The 16,609-nt window shown below is 58.9% G+C and carries 18 protein-coding genes; 6 read left to right on the top strand and 12 right to left on the bottom strand.

Annotation, left to right across the window (positions count from 1 at the left end):
• Positions 1-74: 74 nt before the first annotated feature.
• From purC to dapA, 4 genes are read right to left on the bottom strand one after another with little or no spacing between them, the layout of a single operon-like run.
• The gene (gene purC, locus ACYZUC_RS13110) at positions 75-788 is read right to left on the bottom strand and encodes a phosphoribosylaminoimidazolesuccinocarboxamide synthase (protein WP_008034929.1); all 714 of its coding nucleotides are present in this window, start codon (positions 786-788) and stop codon (positions 75-77) included.
• Positions 789-816: 28 nt separating this feature from the next.
• Positions 817-1,575, bottom strand: a complete 759-nt coding sequence (locus ACYZUC_RS13115) for an MBL fold metallo-hydrolase (protein ID WP_008034928.1) — start codon at positions 1,573-1,575, stop codon at positions 817-819.
• 4 nt (positions 1,576-1,579) lie between these two features.
• The gene (bamC, locus tag ACYZUC_RS13120; RefSeq protein ID WP_461996168.1) at positions 1,580-2,695 is read right to left on the bottom strand and encodes an outer membrane protein assembly factor BamC; all 1,116 of its coding nucleotides are present in this window, start codon (positions 2,693-2,695) and stop codon (positions 1,580-1,582) included.
• A gap of 17 nt (positions 2,696-2,712) precedes the next feature.
• Positions 2,713-3,591, bottom strand: a complete 879-nt coding sequence (gene dapA / locus ACYZUC_RS13125) for a 4-hydroxy-tetrahydrodipicolinate synthase (protein WP_008034926.1) — start codon at positions 3,589-3,591, stop codon at positions 2,713-2,715.
• Positions 3,592-3,920: 329 nt separating this feature from the next.
• On the opposite strand from dapA, the gene ACYZUC_RS13130 reads away from it, so the two are divergent.
• Complete coding sequence (locus tag ACYZUC_RS13130; RefSeq protein ID WP_008034925.1) at positions 3,921-4,481, top strand: glycine cleavage system transcriptional repressor; 561 nt, start codon at positions 3,921-3,923, stop codon at positions 4,479-4,481.
• A 10-nt stretch (positions 4,482-4,491) separates the two neighbouring features.
• A complete protein-coding gene (locus ACYZUC_RS13135) occupies positions 4,492-4,965 on the top strand; it encodes a peroxiredoxin (RefSeq protein WP_008034924.1) in 474 nt (157 codons plus the stop codon).
• A 120-nt stretch (positions 4,966-5,085) separates the two neighbouring features.
• Here ACYZUC_RS13135 and ACYZUC_RS13140 read toward each other — a convergent pair whose 3' ends face one another.
• Positions 5,086-6,156 carry an AI-2E family transporter gene (locus tag ACYZUC_RS13140; protein ID WP_008034923.1) on the bottom strand — a complete coding sequence of 357 codons (1,071 nt, stop codon included), beginning with the start codon at positions 6,154-6,156 and terminating at the stop codon, positions 5,086-5,088.
• A 31-nt stretch (positions 6,157-6,187) separates the two neighbouring features.
• Entirely contained in the window at positions 6,188-6,427 is a 240-nt protein-coding gene (locus ACYZUC_RS13145) for a sulfurtransferase TusA family protein (RefSeq protein ID WP_084322664.1), read from the bottom strand.
• Between the two features lie 98 nt (positions 6,428-6,525).
• On the opposite strand from ACYZUC_RS13145, the gene ACYZUC_RS13150 reads away from it, so the two are divergent.
• Positions 6,526-7,959 carry a M48 family metalloprotease gene (locus ACYZUC_RS13150; protein WP_461996171.1) on the top strand — a complete coding sequence of 478 codons (1,434 nt, stop codon included), beginning with the start codon at positions 6,526-6,528 and terminating at the stop codon, positions 7,957-7,959.
• Between the two features lie 66 nt (positions 7,960-8,025).
• On the opposite strand, the gene ACYZUC_RS13155 is transcribed toward ACYZUC_RS13150, so the two are convergent.
• From ACYZUC_RS13155 to rpoE, 4 genes are all read right to left on the bottom strand, one after another.
• Positions 8,026-9,453, bottom strand: a complete 1,428-nt coding sequence (locus ACYZUC_RS13155; protein WP_461996173.1) for a DegQ family serine endoprotease — start codon at positions 9,451-9,453, stop codon at positions 8,026-8,028.
• 181 nt (positions 9,454-9,634) lie between these two features.
• Positions 9,635-10,591 carry a MucB/RseB C-terminal domain-containing protein gene (locus ACYZUC_RS13160; protein ID WP_461996175.1) on the bottom strand — a complete coding sequence of 319 codons (957 nt, stop codon included), beginning with the start codon at positions 10,589-10,591 and terminating at the stop codon, positions 9,635-9,637.
• A gap of 8 nt (positions 10,592-10,599) precedes the next feature.
• Positions 10,600-11,187, bottom strand: a complete 588-nt coding sequence (locus ACYZUC_RS13165; RefSeq protein ID WP_223415212.1) for a sigma-E factor negative regulatory protein — start codon at positions 11,185-11,187, stop codon at positions 10,600-10,602.
• A gap of 30 nt (positions 11,188-11,217) precedes the next feature.
• Positions 11,218-11,799, bottom strand: a complete 582-nt coding sequence (gene rpoE / locus ACYZUC_RS13170; protein ID WP_007944079.1) for an RNA polymerase sigma factor RpoE — start codon at positions 11,797-11,799, stop codon at positions 11,218-11,220.
• A gap of 558 nt (positions 11,800-12,357) precedes the next feature.
• On the opposite strand from rpoE, the gene nadB reads away from it, so the two are divergent.
• Positions 12,358-13,974: an L-aspartate oxidase gene (gene nadB / locus ACYZUC_RS13175; RefSeq protein ID WP_280163204.1), complete on the top strand. Its 1,617-nt coding sequence runs from the start codon at positions 12,358-12,360 to the stop codon at positions 13,972-13,974.
• Here nadB and ACYZUC_RS13180 read toward each other — a convergent pair.
• Entirely contained in the window at positions 13,943-14,395 is a 453-nt protein-coding gene (locus tag ACYZUC_RS13180) for a protein YgfX (protein WP_461996177.1), read from the bottom strand. The genes nadB and ACYZUC_RS13180 overlap by 32 nt on opposite strands.
• Complete coding sequence (locus ACYZUC_RS13185) at positions 14,379-14,633, bottom strand: FAD assembly factor SdhE (protein ID WP_007944081.1); 255 nt, start codon at positions 14,631-14,633, stop codon at positions 14,379-14,381. Before ACYZUC_RS13185 ends, ACYZUC_RS13180 begins: the two co-directional genes overlap by 17 nt.
• Positions 14,634-14,783: 150 nt before the next feature.
• Between ACYZUC_RS13185 and ygfZ the strand changes: the two genes are divergently transcribed.
• Complete coding sequence (gene ygfZ, locus ACYZUC_RS13190; protein ID WP_461996179.1) at positions 14,784-15,725, top strand: CAF17-like 4Fe-4S cluster assembly/insertion protein YgfZ; 942 nt, start codon at positions 14,784-14,786, stop codon at positions 15,723-15,725.
• Between the two features lie 35 nt (positions 15,726-15,760).
• The gene (locus tag ACYZUC_RS13195; protein ID WP_008034910.1) at positions 15,761-16,582 is read left to right on the top strand and encodes an HDOD domain-containing protein; all 822 of its coding nucleotides are present in this window, start codon (positions 15,761-15,763) and stop codon (positions 16,580-16,582) included.
• Positions 16,583-16,609: the final 27 nt, after the last annotated feature.

The following is a 16,609-nucleotide window of genomic DNA, read 5'->3' on the forward strand; positions in this document are numbered from 1 at the left end:
ATCATAACAACACTTTTGCCGGAAGCGAACCCCCAAAGCGAAATTTTTTCCGTGCTATCAGATGCTTGCGTCGATTAAAGCGGTACGCCCAGACGATTGGCGACTTCTTCGTAGGCTTCGATGACGTCACCGAGGCCCTGACGGAAGCGGTCCTTGTCCATTTTCTTGCCGGTGGCCTTGTCCCATAGACGGCAGCCGTCCGGGCTGAACTCGTCGCCCAGGACGATGGAGCCGTCGGAGAACACGCCGAATTCGAGTTTGAAGTCGACCAGCAGCAGGCCGGCGTCGTCGAACAGTTTGCTCAGGACTTCGTTGACCTTGAGCGACAGTTCTTTCATGCGAACCAGTTGCTCGGCGGTGCCCCAACCGAACGCCACGACGTGGGATTCGTTGATGAACGGGTCGCCCTTGGCGTCGTCCTTCAGGAACAGTTCGAAGGTGTAAGGGTTGAGCTTCATGCCCTCTTCGACGCCCAGGCGCTTGACCAGGCTGCCGGCGGCGTAGTTACGCACGACGCACTCGACCGGGATCATGTCGAGTTTTTTCACCAGGCATTCGTTGTCGCCCAGCAGTTTGTCGAATTGGGTCGGCACGCCGGCTGCTTCGAGTTTCTGCATGATGAAGGCGTTGAACTTGTTGTTCACCATGCCTTTGCGGTCGAGCTGCTCGATGCGCTTGCCGTCGAACGCCGAGGTGTCGTTGCGAAACAGCAGGATCAAGCGGTCAGCGTCGTCGGTCTTGAAAACCGATTTGGCTTTGCCGCGGTAGAGTTCTTCACGTTTTTCCATGATGGGCTCCGCTTGCTAAGTAGGTGGGCTAGGCGATGTGTCGCCAGTCGAGCCCTGAATCTTGATCGGCCAGTTGCAGCCAGTCCGGGTCGCACCCGAGGGTGTCGACAAAACATTGCCGGGCCAGCTGCGGCAGGTTGTTCTTGCTGCTCAGATGGGCCAGGACCAGGTGTTGCAGGCCTTGCCAGCCCAACTCGGACACCAGGAATGCCGCCTGGTGGTTGTTCAAATGTCCCAGTTCACCACCCACCCGCTGCTTGAGAAAGTACGGGTAGTGACCGCGAGCCAGCATGTCACGGCAATGGTTGGCCTCGATCATCAACGCATCGAGGTCACGATAGCCGTCCAGCACCTTGTTGCAGTACGAGCCCAGGTCGGTCAACAGGCCGAAGCGCCGCTCACCGTCACTGAACACATATTGCGTCGGCTCCTGTGCATCGTGGGCCACGGCAATGACGCCGATGCTCAGTGCGCCGATCTGCAGTTGCTCGCCGCCGGCCAGAAGGCCAGCCGGTTCAATCGGTTTGCGCATCCCGCGCAGGGTGCCGCGACTGAGGTAGACAGGCAGATTGTAGCGCCGAGACAGCAAACCCACGCCATGCACGTGGTCGGCATGTTCGTGGGTCACGAGTATCGCGCTCAACTGCGCAGGGTTCACACCCAGGCGCAGCAAGCGTTTTTCGGTTTCCCGCAAGGAGAAACCACAATCCACCAGCACGTACGTATCAGCGCTGGCTATCAGCGTGCCGTTCCCTTGGCTACCGCTGCCGAGAACGGCAAAACGCATGTGATCAGCCCAGGTTGTCCTGAATCACGCTCAACACTTTGCGCGCCACGTCAGCCGGCGCCACGGTGTTGATGTTTTTCTCGACGGTGACCTGAACGGTATCGCCTACCTTGCTCAGGCGAACCTGATAACGCTCGGCACGGGCTTCAACTTCTTCCTTGTCCGGCTTGCTGCCGAACAAACCGCTGAGGAAACCTGGCTTCTCGTCTTTCTTCTCGGCTTTTTCGGCCAGGTTGATGTAGTACAGGCCCAGGCTGCGGTTGATGTCTTCAACGCGCCATTCGCCCTGCTCCAGCGCACGACCGACGCTCGACCAGGCACGATCCAGGTCGGTGCCGACGTTCAGAACCGGGTTGCCGCTGCCGTCTTCGCTCAGGCTGACACGGCTTGGCGCATCAAAATCACGCGAGGCCAGCATGGAGACCGAACCGCCCTTCTCCGACGTGCGGCTCATGCTTGCCAGCATGTCGTCGACCAGCGCCGCGTCCAGGCCAGTGTTGACCGAACGGTTGGTGAAGGCCACATCGGCGGTGCTGCCGGCAGGACGCTCGGCGCTGACCACATAGACTTCACTGGTGTTGCGCTGCACGCCTGGCTCGATACGGACCCGCACGCGGGTTTCGCTGTCGGCACCGACACCGGCTGCGCTCAGGCGCTTGGCCATCGCTGCGGACAGTTCGTCGGAATGCTGCCAGGTGGTGGTGAATTCGCCGGTTTGCGGGCGCTGTTCATCCAGACGGAAACCGTTGTCCTGGAAGAACTGCACAGCCACTGGCCAGACTTCGGCTGGCGGGTTTTGGGCCAGGATCGATCTCGAATCACCGCTCTTCTGCAGCGAGTAGGCACTGGCATCGGCAGCAGCGGACAGCGGCTGCGGACGCGGCACGATGTACTCGCCCTTGACGGTGTCATCGGCCACGTTGCGCGGGATCGGCAGCAGCGGATCCAGACGTTTGGCGGTGCTGACGTCTGGTGGCATTTGCATAGGTGCAGTCTGTTGCGCTTCCAGGTAATCGCTACCACGGTCACGGAAATAACCTTCCGGGCCCCAGACCCATCCGCAGCCACTGGTGCTGGAGATAATCAAGGCAAGTGCGGAAAGTCCGGCCAATCGCTTCATGCGTAGTGCTTCCTCAATTAAACCAGTACGCCGGACTGGCGCATGGCCTGCCGCAGCGGTTCGTGACAGGCAGCGCTGAGCCAGGTGAGCGGCAGACGGATACCGTCCGGCATCAAGCCCATTTCATGCAGCGCCCATTTCACGGGGATAGGGTTGGATTCGATAAACAGGGTTTTATTGAGCGGCATCAGCTTTTCGTGAATCGCGCGGGCCGTGACGGCATCGCCTTTCAGAGCAGCGTTGCACAGGTCGGCCATGTCGCGCGGGGCAACGTTGGCGGTCACCGAAATGTTGCCTTTACCGCCGAGCAGAATCAGCTCGACCGCTGTCGCGTCGTCGCCGGAAAGCACCACGAAGTCTTCGCTGACGCCGTCGATGATCGCTTTGGCGCGGGCCAGGTCGCCGGTGGCTTCCTTGATACCGATGATGTTTTTCACGGTCGACAGGCGGATCACGGTTTCGGTGAGCATGTCACACGCCGTACGGCCCGGTACGTTGTACAGGATTTGCGGAATGTCGACGGCTTCGGCGATGGCCTTGAAGTGCTGGTACAAACCTTCCTGGGTCGGCTTGTTGTAGTACGGCGTCACCAGCAGGCAAGCATCGGCGCCGGCGGTCTTTGCATTGGTGGTCAGCTCGATGGCTTCGCGGGTCGAGTTGGCGCCGGTACCGGCGATCACCGGAATGCGCCCTGCAACCTGCTTGACCACGTAACGAATCACTTCGATGTGTTCGTTCACGTCTAGCGTGGCCGATTCACCTGTCGTGCCGACCGCCACGATGGCGTGGGTGCCGTTTTGCAGGTGAAAGTCCACCAGTTTGCTCAGGCTGTCCCAGTCGAGACGACCCTGTGCATCCATGGGTGTGACCAGTGCCACCATACTGCCCGCAATCATGCAACCGCTCCTGCCGGAAAAAGAGAGCCGTAATGGTACTGGCGCCAAGATGCTTGTACAAGCGAAGTACTGCGCTGCTGCCATTCCCCTTGGCGCTGCTTTTCGCTACCCTTCAGACTTTGATCGGTACTGACAAGCTCGTACGCCGGGTTTCAGCCTCCATTTTCGGCATCACAAGCCCCGATCCAGCGTTGCCACCCTTCGCTCTTGCCTTAATGGAGCACGTTGCAACCTTCCGGCTCGGGTTTTCTGAATTCGCATCCGCAGGCTCGCCCCCGGCTATAAAAGCCCGTAGAAGTATCGACCGCTCATCGCTTTAGGAATGCTGCATGTCCACCCCCACAGTTCGCGAACAATTCCTTGTCATCAGTGCCCTCGGCGCCAACCCCATGGAGCTGACTAACGTCCTGTGCCGCGCCAGCCATGAAAATCGCTGCGCCGTGGTCACCTCTCGCCTGACCCGTCATGGCGAGTGCAGTGCGTTGATCCTCGAGATCTCCGGTAGCTGGGACGCCCTGGCGCGCCTGGAAGGCAGCCTGCCGAGCCTCGCCAAGAAGCACGCCTTCACGGTCAACGTGGTGCGCAGCGCGGCGCTGGAGAACCGTCCCCAGGCCCTGCCGTACGTTGCCTATGTCAGCTCGGCTTACCGCTCGGACATCATCAACGAGCTGTGCCAGTTCTTCATGGACCACAACGTCGAGCTGGAAAACCTGACCTGCGACACCTATCAGGCGCCGCAAACCGGCGGGACCATGCTCAACGCCACGTTCACCGTGACGTTGCCGGCTGGCGTGCAGATCAGCTGGTTGCGCGACCAGTTCCTGGATTTCGCCGACGCGCTGAACCTGGACGCACTGATCGAACCGTGGCGCCCACAAAACCCAATGTAAGGAAGCTTTCATGGCCGTAGCCATCGACCAACCGGTTGCCGACTTCGAAGCACCCGCCACCAGCGGACAGACCGTCAGCCTCGCGAGCCTTAAAGGCAAGCAAGTGGTGATCTACTTCTATCCGAAGGACAGCACGCCGGGCTGCACGACCCAGGGTCAGGGCTTTCGCGATCAGCTCGACGCCTTTAAAGCGGCTAACACCGAAGTCTTCGGCGTGTCCCGTGACAGCCTGAAATCCCACGAGAACTTCAAGGCCAAGCAAGCATTCACCTTCGAGCTGATCAGCGACAAGGAAGAGGCGCTGTGCCAGCTGTTTGATGTGATCAAGCTGAAGAAGCTTTATGGCAAGGAATACATGGGTGTTGATCGCAGCACGTTTTTGATCGACAAGAACGGTGTGCTGCGTCAGGAATGGCGCGGCGTGAAGGTGCCGGGGCATGTGGATGCTGTTTTGGCTGCTGCGCAGGCATTGAACAAAGCCTGATTTTGATGGCGCCTGTTCTGGCGCCTTCGCGGGCAAGCCTCGCTCCTACAGGTTTTGAGTCGCACTCAAGAACCCTGTAGGAGCGAGGCTTGCCCGCGAAGAGGCCCTCAAGGCGAGCAATTAAAGCAACGGCGCCACAACAGGCTCCTTGCGCGGCCAAGCGTCGAGTACCGCCTTGAACAGCGTCGCCAGCGGAATCGCAAAAAACACCCCCCAGAATCCCCATAACCCGCCAAACAACAACACCGCGCAGATGATCGCCACCGGATGCAGGTTGACCGCTTCCGAGAACAGCAGCGGCACCAGCACATTGCCATCCAGCGTCTGAATAATTCCGTAGACCGCCATCAAATAGATGAACTGATCGCTCCAGCCCCACTGGAACAACGCAATCAGCAGCACCGGCACGGTCACCACCACGGCCCCGACATAGGGCACCACCACCGACACGCCTACCAGCAACGCCAACAGTGCCGCGTAGTTAAGCCCCAACACGACAAACGCGATGTAGGTCACGCCACCACAGATGAAAATCTCAATGACCTTGCCGCGAATGTAGTTGGCGATCTGCCGGTTCATTTCGTGGGCAACACGGGTGATCAGCGCACGCTCTCGAGGCAGATAACCGCGAACCCACTGGCCGATCATTTCCCGGTCCTTGAGAAAGAAGAACACCAGAATCGGCACCAACACCAGGTAAATCATGATGTTGACCAGCAGCGGCAAACTCGACAGCGAAAACGTCAGCGCCCATTGGCCGAACTTGCCGATCTCACCGCGTGCCGCCTCAATGGCCTGCAACACCTGCTCGTCGGACACCAGGTGCGGATAGCGCTCGGGCAGCAGCAATAACAGTGATTGCCACTTGGCGAGCATGCCGGGCAATTCATTGAACAGCGTGATCAGCTGATGCCAGAGCAACGGCACCACGACAATGATAAACACCAGCAAAACGCCCATGAACAAGGCAAAGACCGCTCCGACGGCCACCCCGCCCGGTACCCGCAGGCGCTCAAGCGTCACCACCAATCCCTGCATCAGATACGCCAGCACCATCCCGGCGAGCACCGGCGCAAGCATGCCGCCAAGGGTGAGCACGGCGGTAAACGCCAAAAACAGCAGGACCGCCAGCACCACCGCTTCTTCATCGGAGAAATAGCGCTGAATCCAGTCGCGTAACACTTTGAACATCAATAATCCTTAGAAACGAACGCAACAATTTTCAGGCTTTTTTCAACCAGTAGCGGTAAACGCCCGCTTCATCTTCTTCACGAAGCAGCGTATGACCGGCCAAACGGGCAAAGGTGCGGAAGTCGCGCTGCGAACCCGCATCGGTGGCGATCACCTTGAGTACCGCGCCGCTGGCCATCCGGTTGAGTTCCATCTTGGCCTTGAGCAGCGGCAACGGACAATTCAGGCCGCTGGCGTCCAGTTCGGCGTCATGGGCTACAGCGTCGGTCATTGCGTTACTCCGGGTCAGGTGGTCGAGCGGCTTAGAATATCTGGTCCGAAGCTTACTGTCCGGCTACAGTAAGGTCTTTGTCGACTAAGGCTTTGTGCATGACTTTTTTGCGCCCTACCCTGCTGACGCTCGCTTGCCTGCTCGCCTCACCGGGCTTCGCCGACGACCTGCCGTCACTCGGTGACGCCAGTTCTGCAATCGTCTCGCCACAACAGGAATATCAGTTGGGCCGCGCCTGGCTGGCGCTGCTGCGCAGCCAGGTTTCCCAGCTCAACGACCCGCAGCTCAAGGACTATGTCGAATCCAGCGTCTACCGGTTGGTTGAGACCAGCCAGGTCAATGACCGGCGTCTGGAGTTCATCCTGATCAACAGCCCGCAGCTCAACGCCTTTGCGGCGCCGGGCGGGATTGTCGGGGTCAACGGTGGTTTGTTCCTTAATGCCCAGACTGAAGGCGAATATGCCTCGGTACTCGCTCACGAACTGGCTCACTTGTCGCAGCGCCACTTTGCCCGTGGCGTTGAAGCACAACAACGCATGCAGGTGCCGATGATGGCCGCACTGCTGGCCGGGATCGTGATTGCCGCTGCCGGTGCCGGCGATGCCGGGATCGCGGCCATTGCGGGCACGCAGGCGGCAGCGATTCAGGAACAGCGACGTTTCTCGCGCCAGAACGAGCAAGAGGCCGACCGCATTGGCATCCTCAACCTTGAAAAAGCCGGTTACGACCCACGCTCGATGCCAACCATGTTCGAGCGGTTGGCGCGCCAGTACCGCTTCGACGCCAAGCCACCGGAGTTTCTGCTGACTCACCCGGTGACCGAATCGCGTATCGCCGACACCCGCAACCGCGCCGAGCAGGCCAAACCCGGCGGCATTGAAGACAGCATGCGTTATCAACTGATCCGTGCGCGAGTCCAGCTGATTTACGAAGAAACCCCAGGCCTGGGCGCCAAGCGCTTCCGCGCACAGCTGGATGAAAATCCGAAAAACGACGTTGCGCGTTATGGCCTGGCGATCGCCCAGATAAAGGGCGGCCAACTGAACGAAGCACGGGAAAATCTCAAGTTGCTGCTGGCCAAGTCACCAAACGAGATCATCTACAATCTGGCGCAGATCGATCTGGATATCACCAACAATCGCTTGCCGGACGCCCAAACCCGGGTGGACCGGATGCTGACTCAGTACCCGGGCAACTATCCACTGAATCAGGTGCGTGTCGATTTGCTGCTCAAGCAAAACCGGGCGCCCGAAGCGGAAAAAGCGCTGGAGAACCTGCTCAAAAGCCGCCCCGATGATCCGGATGTCTGGTACATGGTTGCGGAAACCCGTGGCCTTTCAGGCAACATCATCGGCTTGCATCAGGCGCGCGCCGAGTACTTTGCGCTGGTTGGCGACTACCGCCAGGCCATTCAGCAACTGGACTTCGCCAAGCGCAAGGCCGGGACCAACTTCCCGCTTTCATCGCGTATCGACGCCCGCCAACGGGAGCTGATGGAGCAGGAACGCATGATCAAGGACATGATGGGCTGACACTTTTCACCAGACATAAAAAAACCGCCTCTTTCGAGGCGGTTTTTTATTCAGCCGACAACCGGTTTATTCAGCCAGTTTGAAGGTGATGAAGCTGGCGCGATTCTGACGCAGAACCCGCATCGACACCGAGCGGTTCTTCGGCAGCGCCTTGGCGATATCAGTGAACTCCTTGGCGGAACCAATTGCCTGATTGTTCAGGTGAGTGATGACGTCGCCTGGCTGCAAGCCGATCAGTGATGCAGGACCGTCCTGAACTTCCTTGATCACCACGCCACCTTTGAGGTCGTAGGTTTTCTTCTGTTCGTCGGTCAGCTCGACCACGGAAACGCCCAGGCGATTGCTGCTGCGCTCGGTGGTCGATTTCGCCAAAGAATCCAGCTCTTTGCCTTCTTCGGGGATAGCGCCGACCGTCAGTTCGACATTCTGGCGCTTACCTTCACGAATCACTTCAAGATTGGCCTTGGCGCCAGCCTTCAGCGCGCCGACCAGATGTGGCAAATCGGCAGACATGACAATCGGCTGGCCGTTCATGCTCAGGATCACGTCCCCTACTTGCAGGCCACCCTTGGCAGCCGGACCGTCATCCTGGATCTGCGCCACCAGTGCACCGGCCGGTTTTTCAAGACCGAACGACTCGGCCAGATCCTTGTTCACTTCCTGAATCACGACCCCCAACCATCCACGGCTGACCTTGCCGCCGCTTTTCAGCTGGTTGGAAACGTCCATGGCCACGTCGATCGGGATTGCGAACGAAACACCCATGAAACCACCGGAACGGGTGTAGATCTGAGAGTTGATCCCCACCACTTCGCCCGCCAGGTTGAACAGCGGACCACCAGAGTTACCCGGGTTGATCGGCACGTCGGTCTGGATGAACGGCACATAGTTTTCGTTCGGCAGGCTGCGGCCGATGGCACTGACGATGCCTTGGGTCACGGTGTGGTCGAAACCGAATGGCGAGCCGATGGCCACAACCCACTGGCCAGCCTTCAGGTCCTGGGATTTACCCAGTTTCAGGACCGGCAGATCCTTGCCTTCGATTTTCAGCAGCGCTACGTCGGAACGTGGATCGGTGCCAACCAGTTTGGCTTTCAGTTCACTGCGGTCAGCGAGGCGAACGAGAATTTCGTCGGCATCGGCGATCACGTGGTTGTTGGTCAGGATGTAGCCGTCAGACGAAATGATGAAACCCGAACCCAAGGATTGGGCTTCACGCTGGCGATCACCGCGCGGCGTACGCGGTTGTGGCGGCATGCCGCGCTCGAAGAACTCGCGCAACATCGGCGGCAAGCCTTCGAGGTCGGGCATCTGCTCGCTCACTTTGCGGTCCGGCAGTTTCTGCGTGGTACTGATGTTTACCACCGCGGGCGAGGCCTGCTCGACCAGCTGCGTGAAGTCAGGCAACTCGGCCGCTTGTACAGCGACCGCCTGACCGAGCACCAGCACGGTGGCAAATATGGAGAGGTAAGACTTCAAGCGTGGTATCGACATACGGCTCCCGTTACGACGAGCATGGTTAAGCGATATGGAGCAAGGAACACCGGGAACGATACGCCGGTATTTTTGTTCCGGGAACAACAAACAAGGCCAGAGCCGAGGGGCCCTGACCTATAAAAAAAATCGAGGATATTTGCAAATTGAAATGCTCACCAAACATTTCGGCTTCTGCTCACTACTGGGTTGCAGTGGCATCGGAGCGCATGGACAGCGCAATCCGTTCAGCGGTACCTACCGGGATTTCACCCACCACGGTAACCATCATCTCGCCTTGAGGGGTGGTCAAGCGCCGGGATACAGCGACGGTCGGGCCCAACTGAGTGCGGGTATCGGTGACGGGGGCACCATTGAGCGGCTCAAGGAACACCGAAAAACGTGCGAGACCATCGTCATACATCAGACTGTTGACCTGGGTTTTGGTCTCGGGATCCTTGCGTGAACTGCTGCTGGTCAGCTCAAAGCCGGCAGGCAACCAGTCCGAATGCCAGGTCTGGGCAACCTTGACGGCTGAAGCCTTGTCGCTGTCGAGAGTGATGGCTTTGCAATCCGGGCCTGCCTGCAAATCGTCGTCGGAGGGCAAATCGGAGGTATCCAGCTGCGTGAACTGGAACCGCTCCAGCAACTGCCCTTTCTCATTCAGAAGCAATGACTTGAGAGGCAGGCCGGTTTCTTTATCCAGATGCAATTCAAAACCGTAGCGATGTTGATCGCGAGGCGTCAGGGAAACGATGACTGCCGCACGTCCGGCCACACGCGACTTGCCGATGACGGCAAGGTCGTACCAATTCTTGAGCTTCTGTGGATCGAGTGTACGAGCAGCGGAGTTGGGGGAATCCCCAAGCCCTGCAATCAGAATGCCGCTGACGCATTGAGTATGACCATCAATGCGCACAACTTCCTGAGCCTGGCCGTCGAGCTGGAGTAAACGCTCATGGACCTTGCCATCCTGGACGCGGTGCCAGATGTTGTGGGTAGAAAAACTACCGTTTCGCTCGTAGACAAAAGTACCGTGAAAGCTTTGCTGCTGCTCGGCCTGGCCAAGACGGGTCAACCAGTCTTGTGCCTCATCGGCATGGGCTGGAACAATGAACCAGCCACCAAGCAGAAGCGAAAGTAGAGGTATGGCGCGCATGATCCTCCTTAACGGTTTTCCAGGCTCGCTGCACGAGCGTAAGGCAGAGCGCTCTCAGTACCTTTCAGTGCAGCCTGTTGAGCATGTTGGCGCAAGTAGCCTGGCAAACGCTGATCGTGCCAGCCCGGCTGAGCTTGCAAAACGCCGTTGGCCATAGGACCAGTGGCTTCCGAGCTCTCATTATAGCCTGCCAAAACCGCTGGACCCTTGACCTGAGGAACGGCCAGACCCGGTTGAGTGGAGTGCTGAGCCAATTCGACACCCGCGATCTCGTCCTGGTTGTACAGACGAACACCTGCCAACACGGCGACGGTGACCGAAGCGGCTACAGCGAGGCGACCCAGGCTGCGCCATGGACCACGGGAGACTTTCGCCGGTACGGCTTCATCAGCCAGCGCAGCAGAAACGGCCGCTGCAATGTCCAGACGTGGAAGCAGCAGATCCTTGTGCATCACTGCCCGAGCGATTTGATAACGAGCCCATGTATCACGGGTTTCAACATCGTCAAAGGCATTCAATACCCGACGCAATTCCAGTTCGTCCGCTTCGTTATCCATCACTGCGGACAGCGATTCCTGCAGGGCTTCACGACTCATGGCGTTCCTCTCTTGGCTGTCGCCGCTGTCTCAGTTTTCCTGCAACAACGGCTGCAGGGCTTTATCGATGGCCTCCCGAGCGCGGAAAATCCGGGAGCGCACGGTACCCACCGGACACTGCATGACTGCCGCAATGTCCTCGTAACTCAGACCATCGAATTCACGTAAAGTTAAAGCCGTACGCAAATCTTCCGGCAGTTGCTGAATGGTTCGATGGACGGTGCCTTCGATCTCATCCCGCAGCAATGCGCGCTCAGGCGACTCGAGATCCTTGAGGCCATGATCGCCATCGTAGAACTCTGCATCTTCGGAACTGACATCGCTATCCGGCGGCCGACGGCCGCGTGAAACCAGATAGTTCTTCGCCGTGTTGATGGCGATGCGGTAAAGCCACGTGTAAAACGCGCTGTCCCCGCGAAAATTTCCAAGCGCACGGTACGCCTTGATAAAGGCTTCTTGTGCCACATCCTGGGCTTCATGGGTGTCGTGCACGAAACGCACGATCAACCCGAGAATTTTGTGCTGATATTTCAGCACTAGCAGATCGAAAGCTCGCTTGTCGCCGCGCTGAACGCGTTCGACCAGCTGCTGATCCTCTTCCTGGGTTAGCATGAACTCTCCTCGATAAGCTCGGAGGAAGCTTGCATAACTAAACGACCAGACTTGCAAACATAGACTCGGGCTTTTCGCAAAAGTTCTCCCCCTCCAAGCAAGTTTCCTGCGGGCTCTGATTTGGCACGCACGAAAAGCGCAGCTCGGCATAACCCGGCTGCGCGAATAATCTTGTCATCGGATTCGCCGGCAAGGACCAAACCGCAATCCTGCATTGAAGCCGACACTGTCCCTTGATTCAGGCAACGGTCTATTGATCTTGGGCCTTTGGCAAAAGTTCCAAATATTTATAGCTGCGCAAGACCGACATTGTGCAACCGTGAATGGAAAAAGACTGTTAAATCGACGATACAGTCTTCTTGTCGCCGAACCGGTCGAAAAAACATCCGACGAAGCGTCAAGTCTTTTCCGTCACAGTAGTTTCACAATGCCATGTGACCTCGGCTATTGTGCCGCTCCCCCCCTCTATATACTAGTGCGCTGTGTGGCTGCCTTGACTCGCCGTTCCAGCAGTCTGGCGCCAACCCCGACCCGGGTCGCTTTGAGCGGAATCCTGAAATGAGCCAACAGTTTCAACACGATGTTCTGGTGATTGGCAGCGGTGCTGCCGGTTTGAGCCTTGCGCTGACCTTGCCCGATCATTTGCGCATTGCCGTACTGAGCAAAGGCGACCTCGCCAATGGCTCGACCTTCTGGGCCCAGGGCGGTGTCGCTGCCGTGCTGGATGACACCGATACCGTTGAATCCCACGTCGATGACACCCTGAATGCCGGCGGTGGCCTGTGCCACGAAGACGCCGTGCGCTTCACCGTCGAGCACAGCAAAGAGGCCATTCAATGGCTGATCGATCAAGGCGTGCCGTTCACCCGCGATGAACAATCCGGCACTGAAGATGGCGGTTTCGAGTTTCACCTGACCCGCGAAGGCGGTCACAGCCATCGGCGCATCATTCACGCCGCCGATGCCACCGGCGCAGCGATTTTCAGAACCCTGCTCGACAAAGCCAGACAACGGCCCAACATCGAGTTGCTGGAACAGCGGGTCGCCGTCGATCTGATCACCGAGAAGCGCCTGGGCCTTGAAGGCGACCGCTGCCTTGGCGCCTACGTGCTCAACCGCGGCACCGGGGAAGTCGACACCTACGGCGCACGCTTCGTGATCCTCGCGTCCGGCGGTGCCGCCAAGGTCTACCTCTATACCAGCAACCCCGACGGCGCCTGCGGTGATGGCATTGCCATGGCCTGGCGTTCGGGCTGCCGGGTGGCGAACCTGGAGTTCAACCAGTTTCACCCGACGTGCCTGTATCACCCGCAAGCCAAGAGTTTCCTGATCACCGAAGCCCTGCGCGGCGAAGGTGCACACCTGAAACTGCCCAATGGCGAACGCTTCATGCAGCGTTTCGACCCGCGCGCCGAACTGGCGCCACGGGACATCGTCGCCCGGGCCATCGACCATGAGATGAAACGCCTGGGTGTCGATTGCGTTTATCTGGACATCAGTCACAAGCCGGAAGCGTTCATCAAGACGCACTTCCCGACGGTTTACGAGCGCTGCCTGGAGTTTTCCATCGACATCACCAAGCAACCGATTCCGGTGGTTCCCGCGGCGCACTACACCTGCGGCGGCGTGATGGTCGATCAGCAGGGCCGTACCGACGTGCCGGGGCTGTATGCAATTGGCGAAACCAGTTTCACCGGCCTGCACGGCGCCAACCGCATGGCCAGCAACTCGTTGCTGGAATGTTTCGTTTACGCACGCTCGGCGGCGCAAGACATTCTTGAGCAGTTGCCGCAGGTTTCGATTCCGGTCGCCCTGCCCGTCTGGGATGCCAGCCAGGTCACCGACTCGGATGAAGACGTGATCATTGCGCACAACTGGGATGAACTGCGGCGATTCATGTGGGACTACGTCGGCATCGTGCGCACCAACAAGCGCCTGCAACGTGCGCAGCACCGCGTGCGGCTGTTGCTGGACGAAATCGACGAGTTCTACAGTAACTACAAGGTCAGCCGGGATTTGATCGAGCTGCGTAACCTGGCCCAAGTGGCAGAACTGATGATTCAGTCAGCCATGGAACGCAAGGAAAGTCGCGGCCTGCATTACACCCTCGACTACCCGAACCTGCTGCCGGAGGCGCTGGACACTATTCTGGTGCCGCCCACCTACGCCGACTGAACGTGAGCCGAACCCGCAGGCGTCGGTGCACATCCGCCGCCTGCGAATCTCTGGGCACACAGATCGCCCGGACCCGCCGCTCACCCTGCAGGCGAAAACGCAGGACGACGACCAGCGGCAGCGCGAGGCTGTCCGGCCGTAGCTGAACCGCCTGCCAACCCGCCGCCTGATTCCACAACTGCCAGCCATCCGCATCACGACGCAAGCCGCGAAACGCCTGTGGGTGTGTCAGTAAAATCTGGCGTGGCAATGCCCAAACGCCGTGAGCCAGGCAGCAAACAGCGCCGAGCAGACTGGCCCAGACCGGCATGGAGAGAAGAAACAACGAACCCAGCGCAAACAGCTGGGCCAACAGATACGCCGCCAGCAACTGCCTAGAGGCATGCCAGCGGCATTCGAACGCATTACTTGGGCTGGACACGATCCAGGATCATGCGAACCATGCGCTGCAGCTCCGGATCTTCCGACTCGGCGCGTTCCATGAACCAGCCGAACATGTCCTGATCTTCGCATTCGAGCAGCTTGCGGTAGCAATCGCGGTCGACATCATTGAGGTGCGGGTAGACCTCTTTCACGAACGGCACCAGCAACACGTCAAGTTCAAGCATGCCGCGGCGGCTGTGCCAGTAGAGGCGATTCAGTTCAACATCTTCGACCATGGAGCGCTCCTCAAATAGGCGGCAAGTATACAGCCCCGGACACCATCGAACAGTCGGCTTTGGTCGGGCACTGCCGACCTTTTGTGAACTACCCATTTCATGGGCGCCCCCTTATGATGTCCCCCAGACTCTTTTACCCTGCGATCTCCCATGGCCGATTCTGCTTTTTTCTGCACCCTGTCTCACGAAGGCGTTCTCGCGGTCCGCGGCGCGGATGCCAGCAAATTTCTGCAAGGCCAACTGACCTGCAACCTCAATTACCTGAGCGACACCCAGGCCAGCCTCGGCGCGCGCTGCACCCAGAAAGGCCGGATGCAATCGAGTTTCCGCATTCTGCTGCAAGGTGATGGCGTGCTCATGGCCATGGCCACCGAGCTGCTGGAGCCGCAACTGGCGGACTTGAAGAAGTACGCGGTGTTCTCCAAATCGAAATTGACCGATGAAAGCGCCGCCTGGGTCCGCTTCGGCGTTGACCATGGCGATGCCGCCCTGATCGGCCTGGGTCTCGAACTGCCGGCAGACACCGACAGCGTGGCGCGCAATGACGGGCTGATCGCCATCCGCGTTTCGCCGCAACGCGCCGAACTTTGGGTTGCCGCTGATCAGGCCGACGTCATCAAGGGCCGGTTATCTGCTTTGCTGACTGAAGGCGATCTCAATCAATGGCTGCTCGGCCAGGTCCGCGCAGGGATCGGCCAGGTGATGCCAAGCACACGCGAATTGTTCATTCCGCAGATGCTCAATCTGCAGGCCGTCGGCGGCGTGAGTTTCAAGAAAGGTTGCTACACCGGCCAGGAAATCGTTGCGCGGATGCAGTACCTGGGCAAACTCAAGCGCCGCTTGTATCGTCTGAAGCTGGACGCCAGTGCATTGCCTGAGCCCGGTACACCCTTGTTTTCCCCGACACACGGCAGTTCCATCGGCGAAGTGGTGATTGCCGCACACGCCGGACAAAACATTGAACTCCTGGCCGTCTTGCAAGCCGAAGCAGCGGAAGGTGGCGACGTCCATCTGGGCGCGCTCGAAGGGCCGGCCCTGCATCTGCTTGACTTGCCTTATGAACTGGATCGCGATCGCGAAATCCAGCGTTAACAGCAGTACCTGTTGCAACACCCTAGAGAAAAGAAATGAGCGATTTGGCGGATAAGGTCCAACAGGATTTGGTTGAGGCCATCGATAACGATGACCTGGTTCTGCCAACGTTACCGGAAGTGGCCCTGCAGATTCGCAAGGCCGCTGAAGACCCGGAAATAAGTGTCAGCACCCTGAGTAAAGTGATTGGCCGCGACACGGCGCTGTCGGCGCGCCTGATCAAAGTGGTCAATAGCCCGCTGCTGCGCGCGACCCAGGAAGTCACTGACTTGCACACGGCAATCACGCGCCTGGGCGTCAATTACAGCAGCAACCTGGCCATCGGTCTGGTCATGGAGCAGATTTTCCATGCGCGCTCTGACGTGGTGGAGAAAAAGATGCGCGATGTCTGGCGCAAAAGCCTGGAAATCGCCGGGGTCAGCTACGCGCTGTGCCGCAGTTACACGCAGCTCAAGCCCGATCAGGCGGCGCTGGGCGGACTGGTGCATCAGATTGGTGTACTGCCGATCCTGACCTACGCCGAAGACCACTACGAACTGCTGTCGGACCCGGTCAGCCTGAACCATGTGATCGACCACATTCATCCGCTGCTCGGCGACAAACTGCTCAGGGTCTGGGAGTTTCCGGAAATGCTGGTACAGGTGCCGGGGCTGTATCTGGACTTCAAGCGCGAGTCCGAGCGCGTCGACTATGTGGATCTGGTGCAAGTGGCCAGTTTGTATTGCCACAAGGACACCGACCACCCCATCGCCCGTATCGACCCGCTCGGCGTGCCGGCCTTCAAGAAGCTGGGAATCGACCCGGAGAATGAATCGATGTGCAGGGATCTGGAAGAATCGCGGTCGATGTTCTATTAAAAGCTTCGCGGGCAAGTCGGATCGCCG

The organism is Pseudomonas sp. GT1P32 (genome assembly GCF_054897805.1).